General features: G+C 60.7%; 26 protein-coding genes, 2 tRNA genes and 1 pseudogene. 21 read left to right on the top strand and 8 right to left on the bottom strand.

The window, feature by feature from the left end; translation table 11 throughout:
* Position 1 precedes the first annotated feature (1 nt).
* The gene (locus PspS04_RS01455; protein WP_095167365.1) at positions 2–778 is read left to right on the top strand and encodes a divergent polysaccharide deacetylase family protein; all 777 of its coding nucleotides are present in this window, start codon (positions 2–4) and stop codon (positions 776–778) included.
* 103 nt (positions 779–881) lie between these two features.
* Positions 882–2153 (top strand): Vps62-related protein, encoded by a 1272-nt coding sequence (locus PspS04_RS01450; RefSeq protein WP_159993216.1) that lies wholly within the window; start codon positions 882–884, stop codon positions 2151–2153.
* A 15-nt stretch (positions 2154–2168) separates the two neighbouring features.
* Here the strand turns inward: PspS04_RS01450 and PspS04_RS01445 are convergent, their stop codons facing one another.
* The 7 genes from PspS04_RS01445 to PspS04_RS01415 all read right to left on the bottom strand — a co-directional run bounded on the left by PspS04_RS01445 (position 2169) and on the right by PspS04_RS01415 (position 7945).
* A complete protein-coding gene (locus PspS04_RS01445; protein ID WP_159993214.1) occupies positions 2169–2924 on the bottom strand; it encodes a substrate-binding periplasmic protein in 756 nt (251 codons plus the stop codon).
* A gap of 66 nt (positions 2925–2990) precedes the next feature.
* Positions 2991–3761, bottom strand: coding sequence for an imidazole glycerol phosphate synthase subunit HisF (gene hisF, locus PspS04_RS01440; RefSeq protein WP_159993212.1), 771 nt, complete (start codon positions 3759–3761; stop codon positions 2991–2993).
* A 9-nt stretch (positions 3762–3770) separates the two neighbouring features.
* Complete coding sequence (hisA, locus tag PspS04_RS01435; RefSeq protein ID WP_095167373.1) at positions 3771–4508, bottom strand: 1-(5-phosphoribosyl)-5-[(5-phosphoribosylamino)methylideneamino]imidazole-4-carboxamide isomerase; 738 nt, start codon at positions 4506–4508, stop codon at positions 3771–3773.
* A gap of 42 nt (positions 4509–4550) precedes the next feature.
* Entirely contained in the window at positions 4551–4808 is a 258-nt protein-coding gene (locus PspS04_RS01430; RefSeq protein WP_095167374.1) for a DUF2164 domain-containing protein, read from the bottom strand.
* Positions 4809–5447, bottom strand: a complete 639-nt coding sequence (hisH, locus tag PspS04_RS01425) for an imidazole glycerol phosphate synthase subunit HisH (RefSeq protein WP_159993210.1) — start codon at positions 5445–5447, stop codon at positions 4809–4811.
* The gene (hisB, locus tag PspS04_RS01420) at positions 5447–6040 is read right to left on the bottom strand and encodes an imidazoleglycerol-phosphate dehydratase HisB (protein WP_095167520.1); all 594 of its coding nucleotides are present in this window, start codon (positions 6038–6040) and stop codon (positions 5447–5449) included. Before hisB ends, hisH begins: the two co-directional genes overlap by 1 nt.
* Before the next feature lie 243 nt (positions 6041–6283).
* The gene (locus tag PspS04_RS01415; protein WP_159993208.1) at positions 6284–7945 is read right to left on the bottom strand and encodes an OFA family MFS transporter; all 1662 of its coding nucleotides are present in this window, start codon (positions 7943–7945) and stop codon (positions 6284–6286) included.
* A gap of 251 nt (positions 7946–8196) precedes the next feature.
* Here PspS04_RS01415 and PspS04_RS01410 point away from each other — a divergent pair, with 251 nt between their 5' ends.
* The 5 genes from PspS04_RS01410 (at position 8197) to PspS04_RS01390 (ending at position 13127) form a co-directional block, all read left to right on the top strand.
* A complete protein-coding gene (locus tag PspS04_RS01410) occupies positions 8197–10422 on the top strand; it encodes an AsmA family protein (protein ID WP_159993206.1) in 2226 nt (741 codons plus the stop codon).
* Positions 10419–11486: an A/G-specific adenine glycosylase gene (gene mutY / locus PspS04_RS01405; RefSeq protein ID WP_159993204.1), complete on the top strand. Its 1068-nt coding sequence runs from the start codon at positions 10419–10421 to the stop codon at positions 11484–11486. The genes PspS04_RS01410 and mutY overlap by 4 nt, the downstream gene beginning before the upstream one ends.
* A complete protein-coding gene (locus PspS04_RS01400; RefSeq protein WP_095167384.1) occupies positions 11483–11755 on the top strand; it encodes an oxidative damage protection protein in 273 nt (90 codons plus the stop codon). Before mutY ends, PspS04_RS01400 begins: the two co-directional genes overlap by 4 nt.
* Before the next feature lie 103 nt (positions 11756–11858).
* A tRNA-Phe gene (locus tag PspS04_RS01395) sits at positions 11859–11934 on the top strand.
* Between the two features lie 113 nt (positions 11935–12047).
* Positions 12048–13127: a hypothetical protein gene (locus tag PspS04_RS01390; RefSeq protein ID WP_159993202.1), complete on the top strand. Its 1080-nt coding sequence runs from the start codon at positions 12048–12050 to the stop codon at positions 13125–13127.
* Between the two features lie 49 nt (positions 13128–13176).
* On the opposite strand, the gene PspS04_RS01385 is transcribed toward PspS04_RS01390, so the two are convergent.
* The gene (locus PspS04_RS01385; protein ID WP_159993200.1) at positions 13177–13626 is read right to left on the bottom strand and encodes a carboxypeptidase regulatory-like domain-containing protein; all 450 of its coding nucleotides are present in this window, start codon (positions 13624–13626) and stop codon (positions 13177–13179) included.
* A gap of 260 nt (positions 13627–13886) precedes the next feature.
* On the opposite strand from PspS04_RS01385, the pseudogene PspS04_RS01380 reads away from it, so the two are divergent.
* The 14 genes and pseudogenes from PspS04_RS01380 to PspS04_RS01315 all read left to right on the top strand — a co-directional run.
* Positions 13887–14465, top strand: a pseudogene (locus PspS04_RS01380) (DUF1016 N-terminal domain-containing protein); the annotation flags it as partial.
* Between the two features lie 55 nt (positions 14466–14520).
* Entirely contained in the window at positions 14521–15495 is a 975-nt protein-coding gene (locus PspS04_RS01375; protein ID WP_095167390.1) for an alpha/beta hydrolase family protein, read from the top strand.
* A gap of 39 nt (positions 15496–15534) precedes the next feature.
* Positions 15535–15951 carry a hypothetical protein gene (locus PspS04_RS01370; protein ID WP_159993198.1) on the top strand — a complete coding sequence of 139 codons (417 nt, stop codon included), beginning with the start codon at positions 15535–15537 and terminating at the stop codon, positions 15949–15951.
* Positions 15952–15956: 5 nt separating this feature from the next.
* The gene (locus PspS04_RS01365) at positions 15957–16409 is read left to right on the top strand and encodes a hypothetical protein (protein WP_159993196.1); all 453 of its coding nucleotides are present in this window, start codon (positions 15957–15959) and stop codon (positions 16407–16409) included.
* A 180-nt stretch (positions 16410–16589) separates the two neighbouring features.
* The gene (gene vapB, locus PspS04_RS01360; protein ID WP_159993194.1) at positions 16590–16820 is read left to right on the top strand and encodes a type II toxin-antitoxin system VapB family antitoxin; all 231 of its coding nucleotides are present in this window, start codon (positions 16590–16592) and stop codon (positions 16818–16820) included.
* Positions 16820–17227 (top strand): type II toxin-antitoxin system tRNA(fMet)-specific endonuclease VapC, encoded by a 408-nt coding sequence (gene vapC / locus PspS04_RS01355; protein ID WP_159993192.1) that lies wholly within the window; start codon positions 16820–16822, stop codon positions 17225–17227. Before vapB ends, vapC begins: the two co-directional genes overlap by 1 nt.
* Positions 17228–17720: 493 nt before the next feature.
* Complete coding sequence (locus PspS04_RS01350; RefSeq protein ID WP_095167396.1) at positions 17721–18494, top strand: ABC transporter ATP-binding protein; 774 nt, start codon at positions 17721–17723, stop codon at positions 18492–18494.
* Between the two features lie 13 nt (positions 18495–18507).
* Positions 18508–19263 (top strand): ABC transporter substrate-binding protein, encoded by a 756-nt coding sequence (locus tag PspS04_RS01345; RefSeq protein WP_159993190.1) that lies wholly within the window; start codon positions 18508–18510, stop codon positions 19261–19263.
* Between the two features lie 78 nt (positions 19264–19341).
* A complete protein-coding gene (locus PspS04_RS01340; RefSeq protein WP_159993188.1) occupies positions 19342–20037 on the top strand; it encodes an ABC transporter permease in 696 nt (231 codons plus the stop codon).
* Positions 20034–20723: an ABC transporter permease gene (locus PspS04_RS01335; protein ID WP_095167402.1), complete on the top strand. Its 690-nt coding sequence runs from the start codon at positions 20034–20036 to the stop codon at positions 20721–20723. The genes PspS04_RS01340 and PspS04_RS01335 overlap by 4 nt, the downstream gene beginning before the upstream one ends.
* Entirely contained in the window at positions 20704–21933 is a 1230-nt protein-coding gene (locus tag PspS04_RS01330) for a methyltransferase (protein WP_159993186.1), read from the top strand. Before PspS04_RS01335 ends, PspS04_RS01330 begins: the two co-directional genes overlap by 20 nt.
* Positions 21934–22287: 354 nt before the next feature.
* Positions 22288–23109 (top strand): FkbM family methyltransferase, encoded by an 822-nt coding sequence (locus PspS04_RS01325; RefSeq protein ID WP_159993184.1) that lies wholly within the window; start codon positions 22288–22290, stop codon positions 23107–23109.
* Between the two features lie 78 nt (positions 23110–23187).
* A tRNA-Thr gene (locus PspS04_RS01320) sits at positions 23188–23263 on the top strand.
* 171 nt (positions 23264–23434) lie between these two features.
* Entirely contained in the window at positions 23435–24748 is a 1314-nt protein-coding gene (locus PspS04_RS01315) for a tyrosine-type recombinase/integrase (RefSeq protein WP_159993182.1), read from the top strand.
* Positions 24749–24763: the final 15 nt, after the last annotated feature.

Below are 24763 nucleotides of genomic sequence, written 5' to 3'. Positions count from 1 at the left end.
GATGCGCCTGCGGTTGCTCCTCGGCCTGCTGTGCTGCCTGGCCGGCGTTGCCCATGCAACGCCCGGGCAGGCGCCACCCCACAAGGCCTACCTGAGCCTGATCATCGATGACCTGGGGCAGAACCTGCCCCGGGACCGCCGCGTGCTGGCGCTGCCCGGACCAGTCACCGCAGCGATCATGCCCGACACCCCCCACGCCGCTGAATTTGCCCGCGAGGCCCACCGCGCTGGCAAGATCGTCATCCTGCACATGCCCATGGACCCGGCCACCGGCCCGTTCGCCTGGCACCCCGAACTGCCCGTCGAAGAACTGCGCAAGCGCCTGGACGCCGCGTTCAAGGCCGTCCCCTTCACCGCCGGCATCAACAATCACATGGGCAGCCGCATGACCGCCCAGCGACCGGCCATGGCCTGGTTGATGGCCGAGCTGCAACGCCGGCACAAGCTTTTCGTCGACAGCCGCACCAGCGCCCAGACCGTCGCCGCCGCCGAGGCGCAGAAGATCGGCCTGGCCAGCGCTTCACGGGATGTGTTCCTCGACGACGAACGCACCGAAGCAGCGATCTACAACCAACTGCAGAGCGCCATAAGCCTGGCGCGCAAACAGGGTTCGGCGGTGATGATCGGCCATCCCTACCCGCAGACCCTGGCAGTGCTGGAACGCGAGCTGCCCAAGCTCAAGGCCCAGGGCATCGACTGGATTGATATCCGGCAGATGATCAGCGTGCGCGGCAATCGCGCCATGACTGCCCATGGCAAAGATGGGATTTATCGCTAACCAGCAGCGGGCCACTACATAGTTACCGCCAGGCGTCTCAGCCAATTCTGGATATTGAAACCCGCAACCCAATTGGGCTGCCTTTCAATTATCAGGAATAACCATGAACCCACATGAAGATGACGCGGCACCCTCAAGGCCAATGGAATCAATCAAAGTTGAAAACCTGCTGATCAACTTTACGACCGAATTTCTCCGGATCTGGGATAACAAAGGCTCACGCTCGAAACCCGGTGGCTTTTGGCGCCCCAGCCCTGCCCCTGACTCGCTGCCAGGCTTTTTCCCACTCGGTGACCTCGCCGTATCCGGCCACGACAACATCAATAATCGAAGAGTAGTGGCCGTCGTTTGCGAAGGCGAGCCGCCAAGTGCTGGCGCTAACCAGGGCAAGGCACTGAGCAAGCCCGATGATTTTGAACAGGTCTGGAAAGACACGGGCTCAGGCGCCAAAACGGACTGTTCAATATGGCGCCCCGTACCACCTGAGGGCTACGTGGCACTTGGGTTGGTGTGCGCTGACGGTCTCGATAAACCTTCAGTCAACTCCGTGCGTTGCGTGCGGGCAGATCTTGTCGTGGCGGCATCCATCGACACAATGATCTGGAGCGACAAGGGCAGTCGCGCCAAGCAGGACTTCAGCGTGTGGAGTGTCCTGCCACCGGTCGCGGCCGCAGGAGAGATTCATTTTGCGCCAGGCACATTCGTCGGCGTCAACAGCTATACCAAACCAGCAACGCACGCCGCCGCGCATGCACTGCGCATGCGCATTTCGCTCAAAGCCGAACCTTCGCCAGTGCCTCCGTCCCTGACCGGATACGAACCCCCCACCTCAAGCCAATCCGCCACAGTCACCCAGACTGCGCGGCTCCCCTGGTTCGCGATCAAGGATCCCAACCTGAGCGCCTTCGAGCAGTTTCGTACTTCTCCCTACTACCTATTACATAGAAAAGAGCAGTACGTATTGATCGGCCACGGCCATAACACCAGCTCCTCGGGAAAAACCTTCAAATGGACCGATGAGGCACCCACCGCCGAAAGCCTCGAAACCTTCTCTCGACTGACCTCTGTCGAGGTAGGAGTGGAATGGAGCTCCAGGTTGCCGGAATTTTCCATATCGCTGCCACCGACCTTTTCAGTCGAGTTCTCGGCAAAACTGGGCAACAGTTTCTCCCCCGTCGGCACCCAGAACAGCAGGTTGATCGGCCCCCTGGCGGCCCTCGTGGTTACCATCGTTGCGAAGAAGCGCGTCGTCGCGGTTTATCGCACACAGTTTGACTACCAATTGCTACGCAGCAACGGCACACAAGTGGCAAGCGAGGGCAGTTACTCGGACTACGACAAACTGCATTTGAGCGAATATCCGCCGGAACAATAGCGCAGGGTCAAAAAACTACAGATATCGCCCCATGATCTCGTCGACCCCGCCTTCCTTGCGCAACTGATCGAGCGCAGCCTGCAGTTTGGCGACGGTTTCGTCAGGCACCTCGCGGTTCAACGCCAGATACAACTGCGCGCTGTGGAAACGCAGGACCGTCTTGAGGCCCGTGACCCCGTCCTGGCGCGCCAGATAGCGCCCGGCAGGGTCCCCGGTGGCCCACAGGTCAATCTGGCCATTAAGCAGTTTTTTCGCGTTGTCCTGATCGCGCAGCACCACGATCGGCTTGAGTCCCTGCTTGGCCAATGTCTCGGCGATGGCGTCGCCCTTGTAGGCGCCGATCTTGTATTTGCGCGCATCTTCCAGGGTCTGCAGGGTGATTTTGCTGTCGGCCTTGGCCAGCATGATCCAGTCGTCCGGACCAATAGGGCCGACCCACTTGAAGAGGTTTTCGCGGTCGGGCAAGCGCGCCATGACGAACACCCCGTATCCGGGATTTTCCAGGGCGAGTTTGTAGACTCGCTCCCAGGGGAAACGCAGGGTCAGGCTGTAGGTGATGTTGGCCCGCTTTAATATCTCGCGAACGATGTCCACGGCGATGCCATTGATGTTCTCGTCCTGAGCGAAGTTCTTGCCGTTCTTCGCCATGTTGTAGGGCGGGAAGTTTTCCGTCAGCAAGACCAGGTCGATATCGGTTTTTTCAGCAGCCCGTAGCACGCCGCAGAACAGTAACGAAGTACTGGCAAGAACGAGGAAAAGGCGTCTGAGCATGTCGGCTACCGCAATCCATTGGCGTGCCCAAGCTTGCCTTGAGCCCGCCATGCTGTCCACTGGCCTTTATCGAACCACAATCCCGCGCGCCGCCATGTAGGCCTTCGCTTCCGGCACGGTGTATTCGCCGAAGTGAAAGATACTGGCCGCCAACACTGCACTGGCGTGACCTTCGAGGATACCGTCAGCCAAGTGCTGCAGATTGCCGACGCCGCCGGAAGCGATCACCGGGATCCCCAGGGCATCACTGATGGCGCGGGTCACGCCCAGGTCGAAGCCGTTTTTCATGCCGTCCTGGTCCATGCTGGTCAGGAGGATTTCCCCGGCCCCCAGGCCTTCCATCTTCTTCGCCCACTCCACCGCATCCAGCCCGGTGGGTTTGCGCCCGCCGTGGGTGAAGATTTCCCAGCGCGGGGTTTCGCCCGGCAGGGAGACATTCTTCGCGTCGATGGCCACGACGATGCACTGCGAGCCGAAATGCTGCGCGGCTTCGCCGACGAACTCCGGGTTGAACACCGCCGCGGTGTTGATCGAGACCTTGTCCGCACCGGCATTGAGCAGGTTGCGAATGTCTTGCACGGTGCGTACACCACCGCCCACGGTCAGCGGAATGAACACCTGGCTGGCCATGCGCTCGACGGTATGCAAAGTAGTGTCGCGGCCATCGACGCTGGCGGTGATGTCGAGAAAGGTAATCTCATCGGCACCCTGCTCGTCGTAGCGACGAGCGATTTCCACCGGGTCGCCGGCGTCACGGATGTTTTCGAACTTCACACCTTTGACGACCCGGCCGTTGTCCACGTCCAGGCAAGGGATGATACGTTTGGCCAGCGCCATGGTCAGTCCTCAGCCTTGGTACGAGTCGCAGAAGGCTTGCGCCTCGGCAACGTCGAGGGTGCCTTCGTAGATCGCCCGGCCGGTGATGGCGCCGATGATGCCCGGTGCGCGAGCGTCGAGCAGCGACTTGATGTCACCCAGGTTGTGGATACCGCCGGAGGCAATTACCGGAATCCGGGTGGCCGCAGCCAGGGCAGCGGTGTACGACACGTTGCAACCCTGCATCATGCCGTCTTTGGCGATGTCGGTATAAACGATGGCAGACACGCCATCGGATTCGAATTGCTTGGCCAGGTCGATGACGTTCACGGTACTGATTTCAGCCCAGCCGTCAGTGGCGACAAAACCGTCCTTGGCGTCCAGGCCAACAATCACCTTACCCGCAAATGCGCGGCAGGCTTCGGCGACGAAGGCCGGATCTTTGACTGCCTTGGTGCCGATGATCACGTAGCTCACGCCCGCCTTGACGTAGTGCTCGATGGTTTCCAGCGAGCGGATGCCACCGCCGATCTGGATCGGCAGGTTCGGGTAGCGCTTGGCGATGGCGGTCACTACTTCGCCGTTGACCGGCTGGCCTTCGAACGCGCCGTTCAGGTCGACCAGATGCAGACGACGGCAACCGCCCTCTACCCACTTGGCTGCCATGCTCACCGGGTCATCGGAGAACACTGTGGAATCTTCCATGCGGCCCTGGCGCAGACGTACACAGGCACCGTCCTTGAGATCGATAGCGGGAATAATCAGCATCTGGCAAACCTTCAAATTCGATTTTTCAGCATTGCTCGGAAATCAGTTTTTCTCGAGCGCCCACAGGTCGCTTTCGATGCTTTCAAACCTCTCTTTGAGGTGTGTCTGCACATCGAAAATCGCCCTGTTGTAATAGTGCGGAGCAATTTCGCGGGTAAACAGCTCAAGGATTTCGCCCGCTTCGAACGAACCCAGGTCCAGTTCGAAGCGGTCCTCCATGAAGCGCTTGATCTTGTGATTGGCCTCGTTCTCCTGTTCAGGAGTGAGGGTCAGGATCGGCGGCTTCTTCTTCACGGCCATTTACCAGCGACCATCCCACGCCGCGAAGTTCTGCAGCAATTGCAGGCCATGGGTATGGCTCTTCTCAGGGTGGAACTGCACCGCGAAACGCGAGCCTTCGGCCAGCGCAGCGGCGAAGTCGACGCCGTAGTGACCGCCGCCGACCACCTGCCGCGGGTTACCGGCGGCGATGTAGTAGCTGTGCACAAAATAGAAGCGCGCCAGGTCCGGGATGTTGTGCCACAGCGGGTGATCCACCACCTGTTGCACTTCGTTCCAGCCCATGTGCGGGACTTTCAGGTGTTCGCCGTCTTCATGCAGGCCCTTGCCGAAGAACTTTACCGCGCCTGGAAACAGGCCGATGCAGTCAACGCCGTCATTCTCTTCACTGTGTTCGAGCAGGGCTTGCATGCCGACACAAATGCCGAGGAACGGACGGTCCTGGCTGACTTCGCGCACCAGCGAGTCGAAGCCCAGGCGACGGATCTCGGCCATGCAATCGCGAATCGCGCCAACACCGGGGAAAACCACCCGGTCGGCTTCGCGAATCACATTGGCATCGCTGGTGATCAGCACCTTGCCGGCACCTACGTGTTCGAGGGCCTTGGCCACCGAGTGCAGGTTTCCCATGCCGTAATCGATAACCGCGACCGTCTGCATTACAGAACGCCCTTGGTCGAAGGCATTTGCCCGGCCATGCGCTCATCGAGCTCGACGGCCATGCGCAGGGCGCGGCCGAAAGCCTTGAACACGGTTTCGATCTGGTGGTGGGTGTTGGTGCCACGCAGGTTGTCGATGTGCAGGCTGACGTTGGCGTGGTTGACGAAACCCTGGAAAAATTCCTGGAACAGGTCGACGTCAAAACCACCCACGGTTGCGCGGGTATAGGGAACATGCATCTGCAAGCCAGGACGGCCGGAGAAGTCGATCACCACGCGCGACAGCGCTTCATCGAGCGGCACATAGGCGTGGCCGTAGCGACGGATGCCTTTCTTGTCGCCGATGGCTTTGCTGAAGGCTTGCCCCAAGGTGATACCGACGTCTTCCACGGTGTGGTGGTCGTCGATATGCAGGTCGCCCTTGCACTCGATATCCAGGTCGATCAGCCCGTGTCGGGCGATCTGGTCCAGCATGTGCTCAAGAAAAGGTACACCGATATTAAATCGGGCCTTTCCGGTGCCATCCAGGTTGATCGAGGCTTTGATCTGGGTTTCCAGAGTGTCGCGCTCGACGGACGCCATACGTTCGGCCATCACCAGCTCCGCAAAATCATTGGGCGAAAAAGGCATCCATTATAGGCACGGCAGCGGCAAACAGAAACACGCCAAATGATATCCCTGACCGGTTGAAGCCAATGTGGCCGGGGATATACCTGTCATGACATGTATGAGCCTGAACGCTGTCGAGCGTGGTGTATCAGGCACACCGCGCTGCCGTTTGTCGCGAGCAAGCGTTGCTCCGACGGGGCTCACGGTGTGCCGGGTAGTGCGAGTTGACTAGTGAAACAGCACTGCCGTCTTCTGCAGGGTCACCCACACGCCCCACGCCAGCGGAATCCCCACCACCAGCCAGGCCGCCACGGCCAACGGCACGCTGGCCGACGACGCCTTCCACTCCAGCACCGTAGTGCTGTCGGCGCCTTTGTCGTGCCCCAGGGCCTGTTCTGCTGCGAGCTCGGGGTCGGTCATGAAGTACTTGTCTGCCACTGGACGCACCAGCAGGTTGCAGAGGAACCCCAGCACCAGCAAGCCGGCGAGAATGTACAAGGTGATGTCATAGGCCGCTGCACGCTCGACGCCGATGCTCAGCTGATACTCGCGCAGGTAGTTCACCAGCACCGGGCCCAGCACGCCCGCCGCCGCCCAGGCCGTCAGCAGGCGACCGTGGATCGCCCCGACCATCTGGGTGCCGAACAGGTCGGCCAGGTACGCCGGCACCGTGGCGAAACCACCGCCGTACATCGACAGGATGATGCAGAACGCGGCGACGAACAGCGAGACGTTGCCCAGATGCCCGAGGTTCGGGATCAGCGCATACAGGGCAAAGCCCAGGGCGAAGAACACAAAGTAGGTGTTTTTGCGCCCCAGGTAGTCGGAGAACGACGCCCAGAAGAACCGCCCGCCAATGTTGAACAGACTCAGCAACCCGGTAAAACCGGCGGCGATGGCCGCGATCGAGGCCAGTTGCCCGGCGTCCAGTTGACCGAATGCCAAATCGTTACCCAGCAACTTGCCGCCAAACACTTCCTGCAGCAGCGGCGAGGCCATGCCGAGAATGCCGATCCCGGCCGATACATTGAGGCACAACACCAGCCATACCAGGCGGAACTGCGGGGTTTTCCACGCCACATTCACGTGTACGTGACGATGGGTAATCATCGCGTTGGCGACTTTTTTCGCCGGCGGGGTCCAGCCCTCAGGCTTCCAGCCGGTCGGCGGCACGCGGTACGACAGCGCCCCGCCGATCATGAACACGAAGTAAATCGCCGCCATCACCAGGAAGCTCTGCCAGACGCCGACTCCGCCTGGCGAGGCGAAATGCCCCATCAACGCGGCTGCCAGCGGCGCACCAACCATGGCCCCGCCACCAAATCCCATGATCGCCATGCCGGTGGCCATGCCGCGCTTGTCCGGGAACCACTTGATCAGGGTCGACACCGGGGAGATGTAGCCCAGGCCCAGGCCGATCCCACCGATCACCCCGGAACCGAGCCACATCAGCCAGATCTGGTGGGTATAGATACCCAGCGCGGAAACCAACAGGCCACCACACCAGCACAGTGCCGACACCACACCGGCCTTGCGCGGCCCGGCATGTTCCAGCCAGCCGCCCCAGATAGCCGCCGAGCAACCGAGGAAGATGAAAAACAGGGTGTAGATCCAGCCGAGCATCGAGATCGGCCAGTCACACTGGGACGAGAACACCTGGGCGATAAAGCTCATGTCCGGCGCGCACGCCACGGGCGCGGTCACACCCAGGGCCTTGGACAGCGGTAGCCAAAACACCGAAAAGCCATAGGCCATGCCGATGCACAAGTGAATGGCCAGTGCGGCCGGTGGCACCAGCCAGCGGTTGAAACCGGGCTTGGCGATGATGCGCTCCTTGGACAGGAACGTCGGCGGGGGCGCAATAATGCCCGCCTCGGTGCTCGTGCTCATGTGTGTTTCCCCCAATTATTAGTATGGTTCGCCCGCCACTCCTCACCCACAGCCTTGTTTGCACATTGGCATGGCCGTTTTATCGAGTGAGGGTGCGTCTGGCGCGACAACCGGTCGCAGCGAGGCAGGCGGACGGGCGAAGATTACCATTTGCCCGTGAGAGAAAAACCAGTCACTGACCAGTCGTCAGTTTCGGAGCGCTATACTCCCCCGCTAAATTTCGAATTCGACTCTCTACAAGGACTCGCCCCATGAAAGCGTTCGGCAAAATCCTGGGTCTGGTACTTCTCGGGCTGTTGCTGGTCATTGTGGCCCTGGGCTTTGCCCTGACCCACTTCTTTGATCCCAATGACTACAAAGACGAGATTCGCCAGATTGCCCGCGACAAGGCCCACATCGAGCTGACGCTCAATGGCGACATCGGCTGGAGCCTGTTCCCCTGGCTCGGCCTGGAACTGCACGAAGCCAGTGTCGCGACCCTGAGCAACCCCAAGGCACCGTTCGCCGACCTGCAGATGCTCGGTCTTTCGGTGCGGGTCCTGCCGTTGCTGCGCCGCGAAGTACAGATGAGCGATGTCCGGGTCGAAGGCCTGAACCTGCGCCTGAACCGCGACAAGGATGGCCACGGCAACTGGGAAGACATCGGCAAGGCCGTGCCGGTCGCGGGCCAGCCCGAGGTAGCGGCGACCAGCAGCGACACCACTGCCAGCGCTCCGGTCCCGACAGAGAAACCCGCCCAGCCGATTCGCCTCGATATCGACAGCCTGACCGTGAATAACGCCCGGGTGGAGTACACCGACGAGCGCACCGGCAAGCAATTCACCGCCGAGAGCATCCAGCTGAGCACCGGGCCCGTGCACGATGCGACCAATATCGACGTCAAGTTGACCGCGTTCCTCGCCAGTAACCAACCCGCACTGCGGGTGCGCACCGAGCTCAATGGCGAACTGCGCTTCGAACGCGCGCTGCAGCGCTACAAGTTCGAAGACATGAAACTGTCAGGCGAACTGACCGGAGAACCGCTGCAAGGCAAGGCCGTAACCTTTGCCGCCCAAGGGCAGGTATTCATCGATAAAGCGGCGAACGTCGCCGAATGGACGGGCATCAAGCTGTCCGTCAATCAATTGCGCGCCCTCGGTGAACTGAAGGCCAATGACCTCGACAAAACCCCGCAAATCAGCGGCGCCCTGTCGATCGCCCAGTTCGACCTGGCCAAGTTTGTCGACAGCATCGGCCAGAAACTCCCGGCCATGGCCGAGGGCAGCCTGAGCAAAGTCGAACTGGTCAGCCGCCTGGCCGCGACCCCCACCAGCCTGTCGCTGGACAACATCAACCTGAAACTCGACGACAGCACCTTCAGTGGCCGCATCGCCGTCGAGGACTTCGCCAAACAAGCGCTGCGCGTGCAGCTCAAGGCCGACACCTTCAACGCTGATCGCTACCTGCCGCCCAAGTCCGCCGATGCCAACAGTGCAGCGGTGGCCCGCCAGGCGGAAGTCAGCAGCACCGAAGCCGATGCCCTGGCCGGCGCCGGCAGCACGCCCCTGCCGAACGCCCCGACCAAAGGTGCGTGGAGTAACGACAAGCTGATCCCGGCCGAGCGCCTGAGCAAGCTCGACCTCGACGCCGACCTGACCTTCGGCCAACTGACCCTCAGCCAACTGCCAATCCACAACGCAGCCCTCAAGGCCACCGGCCAGGGCGGCTTGCTGACCCTGCAAAACCTCAGTGGCGAGCTGTACAACGGCACCTTCAACGCCAAGGGCACCCTCGATGTGCGCCAGCCGGTGCCGGCCTTGAGCATGCAGACGGCGATCAACCGGGTGCCTGCGGAAAAAATTCTCGAGAGCCAAGGCAAAAACCCACCGGTCAAGGGCCTGATCACGCTCAACAGCCAGCTCACCGCCAACGGCAACAGCCAGAAAACTCTGATCGACAGCCTCAACGGCAACGCCAGCTTCGTCATCAACAATGGCGTGCTGCTCAACGCCAACCTCGAACAGCAGTTGTGCAAAGGCATCGCCACCCTCAACCGCAAGACCCTCAGCGGCGAGCCACGGGGCAAGGACACGCCGTTCCAGGAACTCAAGGGCAACCTGACCTTGCGTAATGGCGTCGCCAGCAATCCAGACCTGAAAGTGCGTATCCCGGGGATGACCGTCAACGGCAACGGCGACGTCGACCTGCGCGTGCTGGGCATGGATTACCGCGTCGGCATCATTGTCGAAGGCGACCAGCGCGACATGCCGGACCCGGCCTGCCAGGTTGGCGAGAAATTCGTCGGTATCGAGTGGCCGCTGCGCTGCCGCGGCCCACTGGAGCTCGGCGCCAAGGCCTGCCGCCTGGACAACGAGCGCCTCGGCCAGGTCGCCAGCAAACTGGCCGGCGACAAGCTCAGTGAGAAAATCGATGAAAAACTCGGCGACAAAGTCAGCCCGGAACTGAAGAACGCGCTCAAGGGGCTGTTCAAACGATGAGAGCCGAGCAATTTTCAACGGCGGTGCTGGACTGGTACGACCGCCACGGCCGCCATGACCTGCCCTGGCAACAGGGCATCACCCCCTACCGGGTGTGGGTCTCGGAAATCATGCTGCAGCAGACCCAGGTCAGCACTGTGCTGAACTACTTCGACCGTTTCATGGCATCGTTGCCCACGGTCCAGGACCTGGCCGCCGCACCGGAAGATGAAGTGCTGCACCTGTGGACCGGGCTGGGCTACTACACCCGCGCGCGCAATTTGCAAAAGACCGCGAAGATCATCGTCGAGCAGTACGGCGGCGAATTCCCCCAGGATGTGGAAAAACTCACCGACCTGCCGGGTATCGGCCTGTCCACCGCGGGCGCCATCGCCAGCCTGAGCATGGGCCTGCGGGCGCCGATCCTCGACGGCAACGTCAAGCGGGTGCTGGCGCGCTTTACCGCACAAGAGGGTTATCCAGGCGAGCCCAAGGTTGCCAAGCAGCTGTGGGCCACCGCCGAACGCTTCACCCCCCACGACCGCGTCAACGCCTACACCCAGGCGATGATGGACATGGGCGCAACGCTTTGCACCCGCAGCAAGCCAAGCTGCCTGCTGTGCCCGCTGGAAAAGGGCTGTGAAGCGCACATGCTCGGCCTGGAAACCCGCTACCCGATCCCCAAGCCGCGCAAAACCGTACCCCAGAAACGTACGCTGATGCCGCTGCTGGCCAACCGCGACGGCGCCATCCTGCTTTACCGGCGCCCCTCCACCGGCCTTTGGGGCGGTTTATGGAGCCTGCCGGAGCTGGATGACCTCGGCGACCTGGAGCACCTGGCCCTGCAACACTCGCTGCAACTGGGCAAACACACCGAGCTGGCGAACCTGATCCACACCTTCAGTCATTTCCAGTTGGCCATCGAACCCTGGCTGGTTCAGGTCGAGGAGGCTGGCCATCACGTGGCCGAGGCCGACTGGCTCTGGTATAACCTCGCCACCCCGCCGCGCCTGGGCCTCGCCGCCCCGGTGAAAAAACTGCTCAAGCGCGCGGCCGACGTATTGAACGCAGGAGAGTCGTCATGACCCGCACCATCATGTGCCGCAAGTACAACGAAGAACTGCCGGGCCTGGAGCGCGCGCCCTTCCCGGGTGCCAAAGGCCAGGACATTTTTGACCACGTGTCGCAAAAGGCCTGGGCCGACTGGCAAAAACACCAGACCCTGCTGATCAACGAAAAACGCTTGAACATGATGAACGCCGAAGACCGCAAATATCTTCAGGGCGAGATGGACAAGTTCTTCTCCGGCGAGGATTACGCCAAAGCCGAAGGCTACGTGCCGCCTGCTGAGTAATTGCGTAGATACCGGGGTCGGATCGTAAGCGACGGTAATAATTAAAATTTTTTTGAAAACTTGCTTGACGACCCCCTGAAAAACCAGTTTAATGCGCCCCGTTGCCCAGATAGCTCAGTCGGTAGAGCAGGGGATTGAAAATCCCCGTGTCGGCGGTTCGATTCCGTCTCTGGGCACCAAATACCGAAAACCCTGAATCGCAAGATTCAGGGTTTTTTTATGCCCGTAGAAAACTGAAGATGCTCAAATAGCCCGTCGCCGTACCCGCATCTTCACAAGGACACCTCTACGCATGGACAGGCAAACCACGGGCAACCCCGGCCCATCCGAACCTTTCCAGGCCCTGGACAAGGTTTTCCAGTTCATCGAAAAGCACAACTGGAAGCTGTTCCACTTCGCCTCCCTGGCTTTCGGCTTCCTGATCTTCCTGATCTATTTCGGCCAAAACCACTTCTACCCGGATTTCGACCTGTTCGGCGTCGTATCGCTTCTGGCGGCAGCAGCCCTCATGGGGTGCGTCATCGTGCTGCTGATCGGCTTTGGCTTCACCGCCCCCGGGTGGATCTGGTCAGAAGTATTCTTCAGCGACAAACCCGTGGATGAAGAGCTGAAGTATCGAATCAACGGCAACACTCCCAAGACAAATCTCGACCGACGCCTGATCAACCGTTATTTTTTCGCCCCCGGGTTCTGCAGCCTCGCCGTCTTGTGGCTGGCTCTGTATTTTTTACAGGACGGCCACGCCTTTACCCTCGGCTTGTTGGCCGGGCCACTGGCGATCGGCATCGCGTTCGGCCTACCCCTGCAAAAAAACTACGAACTACCGTCCTATAGCTGGCTGAAGTTCGCCATCACAGCCTTCCTGACATTCCTTACCGGCAACCTCGTCGCACTACTGGCAACGACAGCCCTGGCCAGGGGAGCCCCCGGAATGGTCAAAACCCTGGGCGAATACCCGTTCATGGCCGTGTGCTTTTTGGCCTTGCTGATACTCCTCACGGTCATTACAGCCGTGATCCGGCAAAACCAGCGCCATGTGCTGATCGTCAGCCCACTGCTGGCCCTCCTGCTGATGTTTGGGGCCAATACCTGGAGCGTCCTGCCCGGGAAAATCATCAGCGCCCTGGGGCTCGGCAATTATCAGGCAGAGCAGGTACTGCTGAGCAAAGAGCTCTGCGAGAAATACCAGGCGATCGAGAGCTATGGAGTCAAGGCCGATTGCGCCCTGAACCACGTTCACGTGGTCTGGTCGATGGGTGGCCTTAGCGTGATCAAGTGGTCATTTGCAGATCAGGAGATCAAGGTCAAAGTACCCAGTGCGGTCATCCTCTCCATCAGGCTGGCGGCACCAGACGCGCCTGGCAAACCCTGAACCACCACGACCCTGTCCTCAGTGACAGGGCCGGGACGACTGCAGGCAGCTACTGGGCATCATTCCAGTGAAAGACCAGATTACTTGCCCCGCCACTGCCAACATCTGCGGTATCACGCCGCTCCTCGCCATTGCGCGTGGCGATCACCGAATACTTGCCGGCGGGCAGCTTCACGTAGACCAGGGGACCGGCGTTATCCAGCGTCAGCACGGCTTGCCCTGGCGCCTTTTGCACCACTACATCGACGTCGGCCGTGTATTGATTCTGCGGGCCCACGGCAAAGGTCATGTGCAGGTTGTAGCCCTGGGCCTGCTCAATGGCTCGGGACTCGTCGAGGCCGATGCCGCCTGACAGGTAGGTAATTCCGTTTTGCTGCTGTGGCTGGGCTTGCACCCCGGCGCTGTCGATCGGCTCATAACTGGCGGCTTGCGCCAGCACGGGGAACAGCAACAAACCGACCGCCGCGAGTGGTAACAGGAACAAACGAACACGTTTCATGATGACAACTCCCGGGCTCTGTAGAACCCAATCGTTATCCCTTTTCGATTTCCGCCAGCACGACCAAGTTTCAGACTGATTTGAACTTGAGCCAACCACGAAAAGGACTACAGGACTCACCTGTCGGACTCCGCCGCCTCTGGCTGGATTCCAGCGCAACTACAGGTCTTTCCTGCAGACTTCCAGGCCCCGCCCTGCATCCAGTCCCACCCCACGACTGAGAAGCTCTCTCGCCTGTTCTTCCCAACGCGGAGCCCCTCATGAGCGCCATCGAACCTCAGCCCCAGGAGCCACAACTTGCCTCACTGCTGGGTAATCTCGGCGACCTGATCCGCGAGGCGCGGCGCAAAGTATTGCGCGCAGTCGATACCACCCAGGTACAGACCTGCTGGCAGATCGGGCGGCATATCGTCGAGTTCGAGCAGCAAGGCGCCAGGCGAGCGAGGTATGGCAAGCAACTGCTGGCGACGCTGGCGAGTGTGCTGACGGCGGAGTTTGGTAAAGGCTTTGATGAGCGCAATCTGCGGTACATGCGAGACTTCTACCAAACTTTCCCAATTTGGAACGCAGTGCGTTCCGAATTGTGCTGGTCTCATTACCGCAGGCTTTTGCGCGTCGAAAACGACCACGCCCGCCACTGGTACATGATCGAATCCGCCACCCAGAACTGGTCGACCCGGGCCCTGGAACGCCAGATCGGCACGCTCTACTACGAGCGCCTGCTGGCCAGCCGCGATCGTTCGACCGTGAAGCAGGAAGCCGCGACCCATATCCAGCAACTGCCGGCCACCCCCCGGGATTTCATCCGCGACCCGGTGGTGCTGGAGCTTTCCGGATTGTCGACCCGCCAAAGGCAGACTATGGTTGGCAGCTACCCGCAAAGGTTGCGCGCCAATGAATTTGCAGGAAAGCCCTTCACTGACACCGACTCAAATCGAACTGGAACTGCCGGCCAAGCCGCTTATGACCTCCTTCCGGGAGCCCGCCGCCGACGGTTTTGCCCTGGGTGGCTTCACTTGGCGGCATGCCGGCACCGACCAGTCCCGGGCAGTGGTGATCATCAACGCCGCCACTTCGGTGCGCTGCCGCCACTACTCGCGCTTTGCCGAATACCTGTGCGCCCATGGCTTCGACGTCATCACCTATGACTACCGGGGTATTGGCGAGTCGCGCCCAGCCTCGCTGAAAAACCTCGACGCCAGTTGGTCGGACTGGGGCCACCTGGACTTCGAGGCCATGCTCAAGCGTGCCCAGCGCGAGTTTCCTGGCCAGCCCATCGATGTTGTCGGCCATAGCTTTGGCGGCTGTGCCGCGGGATTGGCGAACTCGGGGCCGGTGATCCGGCGCCTGGTGACCGTCGGTGCACAGTTTGCCTACTGGCGCGACTACACCCCGGACCTGCGCTGGCGGATGTTCGGCAAGTGGCATGTGGTGATGCCGCTGGTGACCTGGCTCTGCGGTTACTTCCCCGGCAAACGCCTGGGCTGGCTGGAAGACACTCCGGCCGGCGTGGTGCGCGACTGGAGCCGATCCGCGCCGCGCTTCGAGCAGTGCCCCAGCGGCCGCGTGCTTGCCGCAAAAGTCGGCCAGCTACCTTTCGTCGCCGTTACCGCGAAAACCCTGGCAATCAGCCTCAGCGACGATCCCTACGGCACCGTTGCCGCCATCGAGCGCCTGCTGGGCTACTTCACCCGCAGTGCCAACACTCACCTGCGAATCGCCCCGCAAGACATCGGCGAGCAACAAGTCGGACATTTCGGCTTTTTTCGCAGCCCATACCAAGCCACACTATGGCCCATTGCATTGTCCTGGCTGCAACATGGCGAACTGGCCCCCGATCATCCCGGGCGGCGAGTCCCCCGTAGCTGACCGGCCTGCACCCTCTCGACGAGACACGGAACGACGCCCATGGCATCCGCGAACAAGCAGCAAAAACGCGCCACCCGCGCCAAAGCCAAGGCCAAGCAGAACCGCACCCAACGCGCAGCCGCGCCGGTGGACCTGGACCCGAACGACGATCGCATCGACTTCGAGTCAGTCGACCTGACCGAGCTGTTCAAGAAAATGATCGACGCCGAAAAGACCAGCCAGCAAGCCCTGTGCAGCGCCTTCCTCGAAGACCCGCTGCTGGAACTGGTGTACGAGCAGGAAGGCGAAGAAGGTGCCATGGACTTCATCCTGGCGGCCCTCATCGAATATCGCCAATGGTCCACCGAGACCGACGAAGCCGGCGCCCTGGCGTGGATCGAATCGCCAGCCTTCCAGGCTGACTACGTGGCGGCGTCCGACGCCATCGCGGCCAACACTCAACAGAAAGCGAACTGAATTACATGGCATCCCCGAACAAACAGCAAAAACGCGCCAAACGCGCCAAGGCCAAGGCCAAGCAGATCCGCATGGTCGGCAGAAAGCCGCTGGCACTGGATGACGAGACAGGCCACCTGGACGCGCCGATCCCCGAGTACACCCTGGCGATGTTCAGCAAGATGCACGCCGCAGAGGCCACCAGCCGCAATGACATGCTGTTGACCCTGCTGTCGAACCTCAGCGAGATCATCAACGAGCACCCAGATCTGCTCGACATGGAAAACGCCGAGAACGAAGCCATGGCCGCCACCCACCTGGCCGCCGACATGCTGATCGACTACCGCATGTGGGCCGACGGCATGGACCGCGAAACCGCCCAGGCCTGGCTCACCGAGCCGCAGTTCATCAGCGACTTCGGCAACGCCCTGGACAGCTACCGCGAATCCCTGGGCGAACCGGACGAAAAGGCCGAGTAAACCCTGCAGTCCGCTAACCAGAACGGCCGCTCGTCATCCCCGACAGCGGCCGTTTTTCGTTAGCAGTCTTTACCATGCGTGCATGGACAACCCGTCGATCGGACAGCTGTATATCCCTTTGACATATCCCACCAAACGCCTACTCTTAAGCCTCGACGGCACCACAAGTGGAGAAGACTCATGGAACAAACCACCCTTTTCCTGAGCAATCGCAGCCAGGCTGTCCGCTTGCCCAAGGCAGTCGCGATGCCCGCTGATGTGAAGCGCGTTGAGGTCATTGCCATTGGCCGTGCGCGTCTCATCACCCCGGCCGGAGAAGCCTGGGACAGTTGGTTCGATGGCGACACAGTGTCGGATGACTTTATGGCAGACCGTGAGCAGCCGGCCAATCAAGAGCGCGAGTCGTTCTGATGCTCAAATACATGCTCGACACCAATATCTGTATTTTCACCATCAAGAACAAACCGCAGATAGTGCGCGAAGCATTCAATCGTCATAACGGGCAATTGTGCATCAGCGCGGTCACTCTGATGGAGTTGATCTACGGTGCGGAAAAATCGGCCGCACCTGAAAAGAACCTCGCCATTATCGAGGGGCTGGCGGCTCGTCTTGACGTCTTGCCGTTCGACTATGAAGCCGCTGCCCATACCGGAATGATTCGCTCGGAACTTGCAAAAGCCGGGACCCCCATAGGTCCCTATGACCACATGATCGCCGGCCACGCACGCTCCCGAGGTTTCATTGTGGTAACCAACAACCTTCGTGAATTCCAGCGGATTCCGGGATTGCGCGTCGAAGACTGGGTCCACCCCGCCTGAAATAAACCAGCATGGCGCTTCTAATTGCGCGCGAAACAATTGCGCCAAAATGTGTCATGACCTCACATTCCGCGGCCTGCACAAAGGCCGAGCTCCAACGCTAAGTCATTGAGATTAATAGCACTTCGCCAGAACATTAACGTGCCATCCAGCCACCGGATGAATCGGCGCACCAAAAACACACAGAAAAAACCACTGGTGCACAATAAACGTGCCGATCAGGAACGAATGTCCGCTTAGCGCTTCCAACACCCGGCCAAAGCTGGCACCATCGCGCCTTTTTTTACGCTCCCCCCACGCAAACATGGCTTCAAACAGATGTTCGGTTGTTGATGGCGCGACAGTCTGCTGCGTCGATGCGACAACCGCGCACCACTTCCCGTGTGCACCCCGTGGGGCTGTTGGCCGCCATTCCAACGCTATGCTAGCTTGGCGCCTCGCCAGGAAGGCTGCCCAACAGCACAGGCACAACCGAACACAATGAGGACCGTACATGGCTGAGGCCACGCCCGCGCTTGAAATCCGCAACTTGCACAAACGCTACGGCCAGCTGGAGGTGCTCAAGGGCGTCTCGCTGACCGCACGCGACGGCGACGTGATCTCGATCCTGGGTTCCTCCGGCTCCGGCAAGTCCACGTTCCTGCGCTGCATCAACCTCCTGGAGAACCCCAACCAGGGGCAGATCCTGGTGGCTGGCGAAGAACTCAAGCTCAAGCCGGCAAAAAACGGCGAGCTGGTAGCCGCCGACGGCCGGCAGATCAACCGCCTGCGCAGCGAAATCGGTTTTGTGTTTCAAAACTTCAACCTGTGGCCGCACATGAGCGTGCTCGATAACATCATCGAAGCACCACGCCGCGTGCTGGGGCAGAGCAAGGCCGAGGCCATCGAAGTCGCCGAAGCCCTGCTGGCCAAGGTTGGCATCGCCGATAAACGCCACGCGTACCCGGCGCAACTGTCCGGCGGCCAGCAACAACGCGCGGCCATTGCCCGCACCCTGGCAATGCAGCCCAAAGTGATTCTGTTCGATGAACCTACTTCGGCACTTGACCCGGAAATGGTTCAGGAAGTACTAAACGTGATCCGCGCCCTGGCCGAAGAAGGCCGCACCATGCTGCTGGTCACCCATGAAATGGGCTTCGCCCGTCAGGTCTCCAGTGAAGTTGTGTTCCTTCACCAGGGCTTGGTAGAAGAGCAAGGATCGCCACAGCAGGTGTTTGAAAACCCGCTTTCGGCGCGCTGCAAACAATTCATGTCCAGCAACCGCTAACGGAGCTACCCGCATGCAGAACTACAAGAAATTCATCCTGGCCGCTGCCGCCACTCTGGTGTTCTCGGCCAACGCAATGGCTGCCGAAAAACTCAAGATGGGCATCGAGGCGGCCTACCCGCCGTTCAACAACAAGGATGCTAGCGGCCAGGTAGTCGGTTTCGACAAAGACATCGGCGACGCCCTGTGCGCCAAGATGAAAGTCGAGTGCGAAGTTGTCACCTCTGACTGGGACGGCATCATCCCGGCCCTCAACGCCAAGAAGTTCGACTTCCTGGTGTCTTCGCTGTCGATCACCGACGAGCGCAAGCAGGCCGTGGACTTCACTGACCGCTACTACTCCAACAAGCTGCAATTCATCGCGCCGAAAAACGTCGACTTCAAGACCGACAAGGACTCCCTCAAGGGCAAGACCATCGGTACCCAGCGCGCTACCCTGGCCGGTACCTGGCTGGAAGACACCTACGGTGACGACATCAAGGTCAGCCTCTACGACACCCAGGAAAACGCCTACCTGGACCTGACCTCCGGTCGCGTCGACGGCATCCTGGCCGACAAGTACGCCAACTACGACTGGCTGAAAAGCGATGCCGGCAAGAACTACGAGTTCAAAGGCGACCCAGTGGTAGAAAGCGACGAAATCGGCATCGCGGTGCGCAAGGGTGACAACGAATTGCGCAACAAGCTGAACGCCGCCATCAAGGAAATCGTCGCTGACGGCACTTACAAGAAGATCAACGACAAGTACTTCCCGTTCAGCATCTACTGATCCTGACGTGCCTGACCGGCGCGCCCACCCGGCGCGCCGCGTCTTTAGCAAAGCCTGCTGCAACTTGAATAGACCTCCATGATTATCGAACTCCAAGGATTCGGCCCGGCGCTCGCCGCTGGCGCGCTGATGACCGTCAAACTGGCTCTCACGGCCTTAAGCCTGGGGCTGGTGCTCGGCCTGCTCGGCGCCTTGGCCAAGACTTCCCCGTACAAGTCACTGCAGTGGCTTGGCGGCACCTACTCGACCCTGGTACGCGGCATCCCGGAACTGCTGTGGGTGCTGCTGATCTACTTCGGCACCGTCAACCTGATGCGTGCCCTCGGCGAGTTTTTCGGCAAACCTGACCTGGCGCTCAATGCCTTTGCCGCCGGCGTGATCGCCCTCGGCCTGTGCTTTGGCGCCTATGCCACGGAAGTGTTCCGTGGGGCGATCCTGGCCATTCCCAAGGGCCACCGCGAAGCGGGTGTGGCCCTGGGCCTGTCGAAATGGCGGATCTTCACCCGGCTGATCATGCCGCAGATGTGGCGTATCGCCCTGCCGGGGCTGGGCAACCTGTTCATGATCCTGATGAAGGACACGGCCCTGGTCTCGGTCATCGGTCTGGAAGAAATCATGCGTCACGCGCAGAACGGCGTGACCATGACCAAACAGCCGTTCACTTTCTATATGGTCGCCGCCTTCATGTACCTGGGGCTGACCGTCATCGCCATGACCGGCATGCACCTGCTGGAAAAACGCGCCGCTCGCGGCTTTGCCCGGAGCAACCAATGAACTGGGAAGTGATCATCAAGTGGCTGCCGAAGCTGGCCCAAGGCGCTACCCTGACCCTGGAACTGGTGGCCATCGCGGTCATCCTCGGCCTGCTGCTGGCCATTCCGCTGGGCATCGCCCGATCGTCCAAGCTCTGGTACGTGCGCGCCCTGCCCTACGCCTACATCTTCTTCTTCCGCGGCACGCCCCTGCTGGTGCAGCTGTTCCTGGTCTACTACGGCCTGGCGCAGTTCGACGCGGTGCGCAGCAGCGCGATGTGGCCATACCTGCGCGATCCGTTCTGGTGCGCCACCGCCACCATGACCCTGCACACGGCCGCCTACATCGCCGAGATCCTGCGCGGCGCGATCCAGGCCATCCCCCCGGGGGAAATCGAAGCCGCCCGGGCACTGGGCATGTCGCGGCCCAAGGCGCTGTTCTACATCATCCTGCCGCGTGCCGCGCGCATCGGCCTGCCGGCCTACAGCAACGAAGTGATCCTGATGCTCAAGGCCAGCGCCCTGGCCAGTACCGTGACCTTGCTCGAACTGACCGGCATGGCTCGCACCATCATTGCCCGTACCTACCTGCCGGTGGAGATCTTCTTCGCCGCCGGCATGTTCTACCTGCTGATGGCCTACGTCCTGGTCCGGGGTTTCAAGCTGCTGGAGCGCTGGTTGCGCGTCGATGCCTGCCAGGGACGCTGAGCCGTCGGTGCTGACGGGCGAGCAGTTGCTCGCCCGCTTCAACGCCCTCGATGCCTTCCTGAGCGAGCACCAGGCACTCTGGCGCCCGCGCCCGTTTACCCAGCGCCAGTTGCCGTGGGAAACCACCCACCCGCAACTGGCCCAGTGGTTGCGCCAGCGCTCGCTGCAACACGCCGAAGACCACCACAACCATCCCGAACAGCTACTCGCCCCGGCACCTTTCCCGGCGCTGGCGGCGCAGTCGGCGGCCCTCAGCGTGCTCGCGCAATTCCCTGCCAATGCCATCCAACCCGCCGCGCCGCGCCTGAACGTCGACGTCCCGGGGCGCAAATGGCAGCAGATCGAAGCCTTTGCCGCCTGCCTGCAGTTCGCCGAACAACCCCGGCACTGGCTGGACTGGTGTGCGGGCAAGGGCCATCTGGGCCGCCGCCTGCTGCAAGCCGGCCAGCAACTGACCTGCCTCGAGCATGACCCGGCGCTGATCGCCAGCGGCCAGGCCCTGAGTCAGCACCATCGGCTGACTGCCCGGCATCGGCAGCAAGACGTGCTGGCAGCCGATGCAGCGGCCCAGGTCAGCGCCGACCTGACGCCAGTGGCCCTGCACGCCTGTGGCGACCTGCACGTGCGCCTGTTGCAACTGGCGAGCGCCGCCGGCTGCCCGCAACTGGCCATCGCCCCGTGCTGCTACAACCGCACCCAGGCCAGCCAATACCAAGCCCTGTCCAGCGCCGGCAAAGCCTCCAGCCTGCAGCTTTCCCTGGACGACCTGGCCCTGCCGCTCAACGAAACCGTGACCGCCGGCGCCCGGGTCCGACGCCTGCGCGACAGCTCCATGGCCCGCCGCCTGGGCTTCGACCTGCTGCAACGACAACTGCGCGGGCTGGACCAGTACCTGCCGACGCCGTCACTGCCCAGCGCCTGGCTGGACAAACCCTTCGCCGACTACTGCCGCGACCTCGCCGCACTCAAAGACTTATCCACAGTCGGCACCCAGGACTGGCTGGCACTGGAAGCCGCAAGCTGGCAACGCCTGGCCGAAGTGCGCAACCTGGAACTGGTACGCGGCTTGTTCCGCCGCCCACTGGAACTGTGGCTGGTCCTCGACCGCGCGTTATTTCTCGAATCCCAGGGCTACCAGGTTCGCCTCGGCACCTTCTGCGAAAGCGCGCTGACGCCGCGCAACCTGCTGCTGCTAGCCGAGCGCCATTAAGGGGCATTTTGTCGCAGCGCAGCCTGTGGATAACTCTGTTGATGAAAATCCATCTGGGCCTTTGGATCCAAGGCTTTTAGGGCTAAAAGGCCCTTGGTCATTTTTTGTTCACATTAAAAAACGAACGAAAAAACAGCCAGTTGCGATTTGTTGAGAATTCCTGCAAAAAATCCGTCATCCAGAGCGCCAGACAACTGCCAGTTGTGCATAAGCTTTAAAACCAAAGGACATAACTGCCGAATCCCGGCCTCTAACATGCCAACAATTGCGCGCATCAGATGCAGTTGCTATACACATTCATCGGGCGCCCAGCGGGTGCCATGAATCGCCGTAGCCGACTGACAGGAAGCGCCAGTGACGTTCATTTCCTATGCACAGAACTTCGAAGACATTCGCCTGTGGCGCGCCCTCAAGCACTTCGAAAACGGCTTCTACATCGACGTCGGCGCCAATCAGCCCACCGTGGACTCGGTCACCAAGGCGTTTTATGAACGCGGCTGGACCGGCATCAACATCGAGCCGGTGCAGGTCTACCACGACGCCCTGTGCCAGGAGCGGCCCAAAGACATCAACCTGCAATGCGTGGCCGGTGAAAACGCCGAGGCCCTGACCTTCTACGCCATCGCCGACACCGGCCTGTCGACAGTGGAAGCCAGCGTCGCCAAGCAGCACCGCGACGCTGGCATGGACGTGCGCAGCCATACCGTCGACTCCCGCACCCTGACCTCGATCTGCGAAGAACACGTCAAGGGCCCGATCCACTTCCTCAAGATCGACGTCGAAGGCCACGAGGAAACCGTGCTGCGCGGCATGGACTTCAGCCAATGGCGCCCCTGGATCATCCTCATCGAAACCCCCTGGACCCGCGACCAGACCTGGGAACAACTGCTGCTCGACGCCGGTTACCACTCGGTACTGTTTGACGGCCTCAACACCTTCTACCTGGCCGAAGAACACCTGCACTTCAAGGGCGCATTCGAACTGGCCCCGTGCAACCTCGACGAGTTCCAGTTCTGCTACGGACACAGCTTCAGCTACCCCCTGACCGACCTGGAAACCGCCCTGCACAACGAACGCCAACGCGCCGACCGTGCCGAAGCCGAACTCCACGCCCTGCGCAACAGCCGCTCCTGGCGAGCCGTAGAAAAGCTCAAGAAAGTGCTGCGCAGGGCCTGACCCTGAGCGCTACGCAAAAATAGTCAGAATTCAGGGGTTTACAGACGCAAAGCAATCGCTATAATCGTCGCCCAACACGCCGGTATAGCTCAGTTGGTAGAGCAACTGACTTGTAATCAGTAGGTCCCGGGTTCGACTCCTGGTGCCGGCACCATACAAGGTTCCAGAGAAGGCTTTCAAAATCTCTGACCCCCCCGAAAAACCCGCCTTCTGGCGGGTTTTTTCGTTTTAGCGTTCCATCGGTTTCCGTCAGAAACTGGTGGATTCCAACCGTTTTAGGGGTAGTGTTAGGGGTAAGGTAATTCGATAAAGGGGGAGTACCCTTATGTCGCGCACCACTGCTCCGCTCTCCGACGCAGCTTGCCGCTTGGCAAAACCTACAGACCGCGCCTACAAGCTTTTCGACGGCGATGGCCTCTGTCTCCTAGTCCAACCCAATGGCCGCAAAGGCTGGCGGCTCCGTTACGTCAAACCTGACGGACGCGAAGGACTGACCTCGTTCGGCAGTTACCCCGTGGTTGGCCTCGCCGATGCGCGCCGCAAGCGCTTGGAAGTCAAGCGAATGCTGGCGGATGGCGTTGATCCTATAGAGACCAAGCACCAAGCCAAGGCGGAAGCCGTAATCAAAGGCAGAACCTTTGAAAGCGTTGCGCTCGGCTGGCATACGGAAATGTCGGCCAAGTGGGCACCAGGCCATTCCAGGACTGTGATGAGCCGCCTCAAAACCCACGTATTCCCGCTGATCGGCGCCCGCGCCATTGTTGATCTCGACACCCATGACCTCATGCAGCCCTTGGAAGCGATCAAGAAGCGCGGAACGATCGACGTTGCTTTAAGGGTACAAAACTACCTGCAGAGCATCATGCGCGAGGCAAAGCGCCTCCGGCTTATCACCATAAACCCTGCTTACGACCTCGAAGGCTCGATCAAAGCCCCGCGGGTGGTACATCGCCCCGCTCTACCCTTATCGCGACTGCCGGAACTGCAGGAGCGGATCGACACCTATAAAGGCCGGGCACTTACCCGTCTGACGGTGATGCTGTCGCTGCATGTGTTTGTACGCTCCAGCGAGCTGCGCTTCGCCCGCTGGAGCGAGTTCGACCTCAAGCGCGGCGTCTGGGAGATACCGGACACTCGACCCGCGTTGGAGGGAGTACCCTTTTCCACAAGGGGTACGAAGATGGCAGGGGATATCCATTTAGTACCCTTATCGCCGCAAGCAGTGGCGCTACTCGAAAAAATCCATGCACTCACAGGCAAATTCGCATTGGTCTTCGCAGGGGATGCCAAACCCTGGAAGCCCATGTCCGAAAATACGGTGAACAACGCGCTTCGGACGATGGGATACGACACCAAAACCGATATCTGCGGGCATGGATTTCGTTCGATGGCCTGCAGCGCACTGATCGAGTCAGGATTGTGGTCGGAGACAGCCATTGAACGGCAGATGAGCCACAAGGAGCGCAATAACGTCCGCGCCGCTTACATCCACAAGGCAGAATTCATCGAGGAGCGGAGGCTGATCATGAACTGGTGGAGCCGGTACCTTGAGGCGAATCAACAGGAGCATGTCACTCCACACGAATTTGCGAACCAGACCGGGGCGAACGTCACGCGGCTCAAGGCGAAAAGCCGCTAGAGGGAGTAGGCCGTT

It is taken from the genome of Pseudomonas sp. S04 (assembly GCF_009834545.1).
In the GTDB taxonomy this organism is placed as follows: Bacteria; Pseudomonadota; Gammaproteobacteria; order Pseudomonadales; family Pseudomonadaceae; genus Aquipseudomonas.
Note: the sequence above shows the minus strand (reverse complement) of the source record. Positions and strands in the feature narration are given on the sequence as shown.

Coding starts and splice junctions, on each gene's coding strand:
- PspS04_RS01455 (WP_095167365.1), top strand. CDS start 2: ATGCGCCTGCGGTTGCTCCTCGGCCTGCTGTGCTGCCTGGCCGGCGTT.
- PspS04_RS01450 (WP_159993216.1), top strand. CDS start 882: ATGAACCCACATGAAGATGACGCGGCACCCTCAAGGCCAATGGAATCA.
- PspS04_RS01445 (WP_159993214.1), bottom strand. CDS start 2,924: ATGCTCAGACGCCTTTTCCTCGTTCTTGCCAGTACTTCGTTACTGTTC.
- hisF (WP_159993212.1), bottom strand. CDS start 3,761: ATGGCGCTGGCCAAACGTATCATCCCTTGCCTGGACGTGGACAACGGC.
- hisA (WP_095167373.1), bottom strand. CDS start 4,508: ATGCTGATTATTCCCGCTATCGATCTCAAGGACGGTGCCTGTGTACGT.
- PspS04_RS01430 (WP_095167374.1), bottom strand. CDS start 4,808: ATGGCCGTGAAGAAGAAGCCGCCGATCCTGACCCTCACTCCTGAACAG.
- hisH (WP_159993210.1), bottom strand. CDS start 5,447: ATGCAGACGGTCGCGGTTATCGATTACGGCATGGGAAACCTGCACTCG.
- hisB (WP_095167520.1), bottom strand. CDS start 6,040: ATGGCCGAACGTATGGCGTCCGTCGAGCGCGACACTCTGGAAACCCAG.
- PspS04_RS01415 (WP_159993208.1), bottom strand. CDS start 7,945: ATGAGCACGAGCACCGAGGCGGGCATTATTGCGCCCCCGCCGACGTTC.
- PspS04_RS01410 (WP_159993206.1), top strand. CDS start 8,197: ATGAAAGCGTTCGGCAAAATCCTGGGTCTGGTACTTCTCGGGCTGTTG.
- mutY (WP_159993204.1), top strand. CDS start 10,419: ATGAGAGCCGAGCAATTTTCAACGGCGGTGCTGGACTGGTACGACCGC.
- PspS04_RS01400 (WP_095167384.1), top strand. CDS start 11,483: ATGACCCGCACCATCATGTGCCGCAAGTACAACGAAGAACTGCCGGGC.
- PspS04_RS01390 (WP_159993202.1), top strand. CDS start 12,048: ATGGACAGGCAAACCACGGGCAACCCCGGCCCATCCGAACCTTTCCAG.
- PspS04_RS01385 (WP_159993200.1), bottom strand. CDS start 13,626: ATGAAACGTGTTCGTTTGTTCCTGTTACCACTCGCGGCGGTCGGTTTG.
- PspS04_RS01375 (WP_095167390.1), top strand. CDS start 14,521: ATGAATTTGCAGGAAAGCCCTTCACTGACACCGACTCAAATCGAACTG.
- PspS04_RS01370 (WP_159993198.1), top strand. CDS start 15,535: ATGGCATCCGCGAACAAGCAGCAAAAACGCGCCACCCGCGCCAAAGCC.
- PspS04_RS01365 (WP_159993196.1), top strand. CDS start 15,957: ATGGCATCCCCGAACAAACAGCAAAAACGCGCCAAACGCGCCAAGGCC.
- vapB (WP_159993194.1), top strand. CDS start 16,590: ATGGAACAAACCACCCTTTTCCTGAGCAATCGCAGCCAGGCTGTCCGC.
- vapC (WP_159993192.1), top strand. CDS start 16,820: ATGCTCAAATACATGCTCGACACCAATATCTGTATTTTCACCATCAAG.
- PspS04_RS01350 (WP_095167396.1), top strand. CDS start 17,721: ATGGCTGAGGCCACGCCCGCGCTTGAAATCCGCAACTTGCACAAACGC.
- PspS04_RS01345 (WP_159993190.1), top strand. CDS start 18,508: ATGCAGAACTACAAGAAATTCATCCTGGCCGCTGCCGCCACTCTGGTG.
- PspS04_RS01340 (WP_159993188.1), top strand. CDS start 19,342: ATGATTATCGAACTCCAAGGATTCGGCCCGGCGCTCGCCGCTGGCGCG.
- PspS04_RS01335 (WP_095167402.1), top strand. CDS start 20,034: ATGAACTGGGAAGTGATCATCAAGTGGCTGCCGAAGCTGGCCCAAGGC.
- PspS04_RS01330 (WP_159993186.1), top strand. CDS start 20,704: ATGCCTGCCAGGGACGCTGAGCCGTCGGTGCTGACGGGCGAGCAGTTG.
- PspS04_RS01315 (WP_159993182.1), top strand. CDS start 23,435: ATGTCGCGCACCACTGCTCCGCTCTCCGACGCAGCTTGCCGCTTGGCA.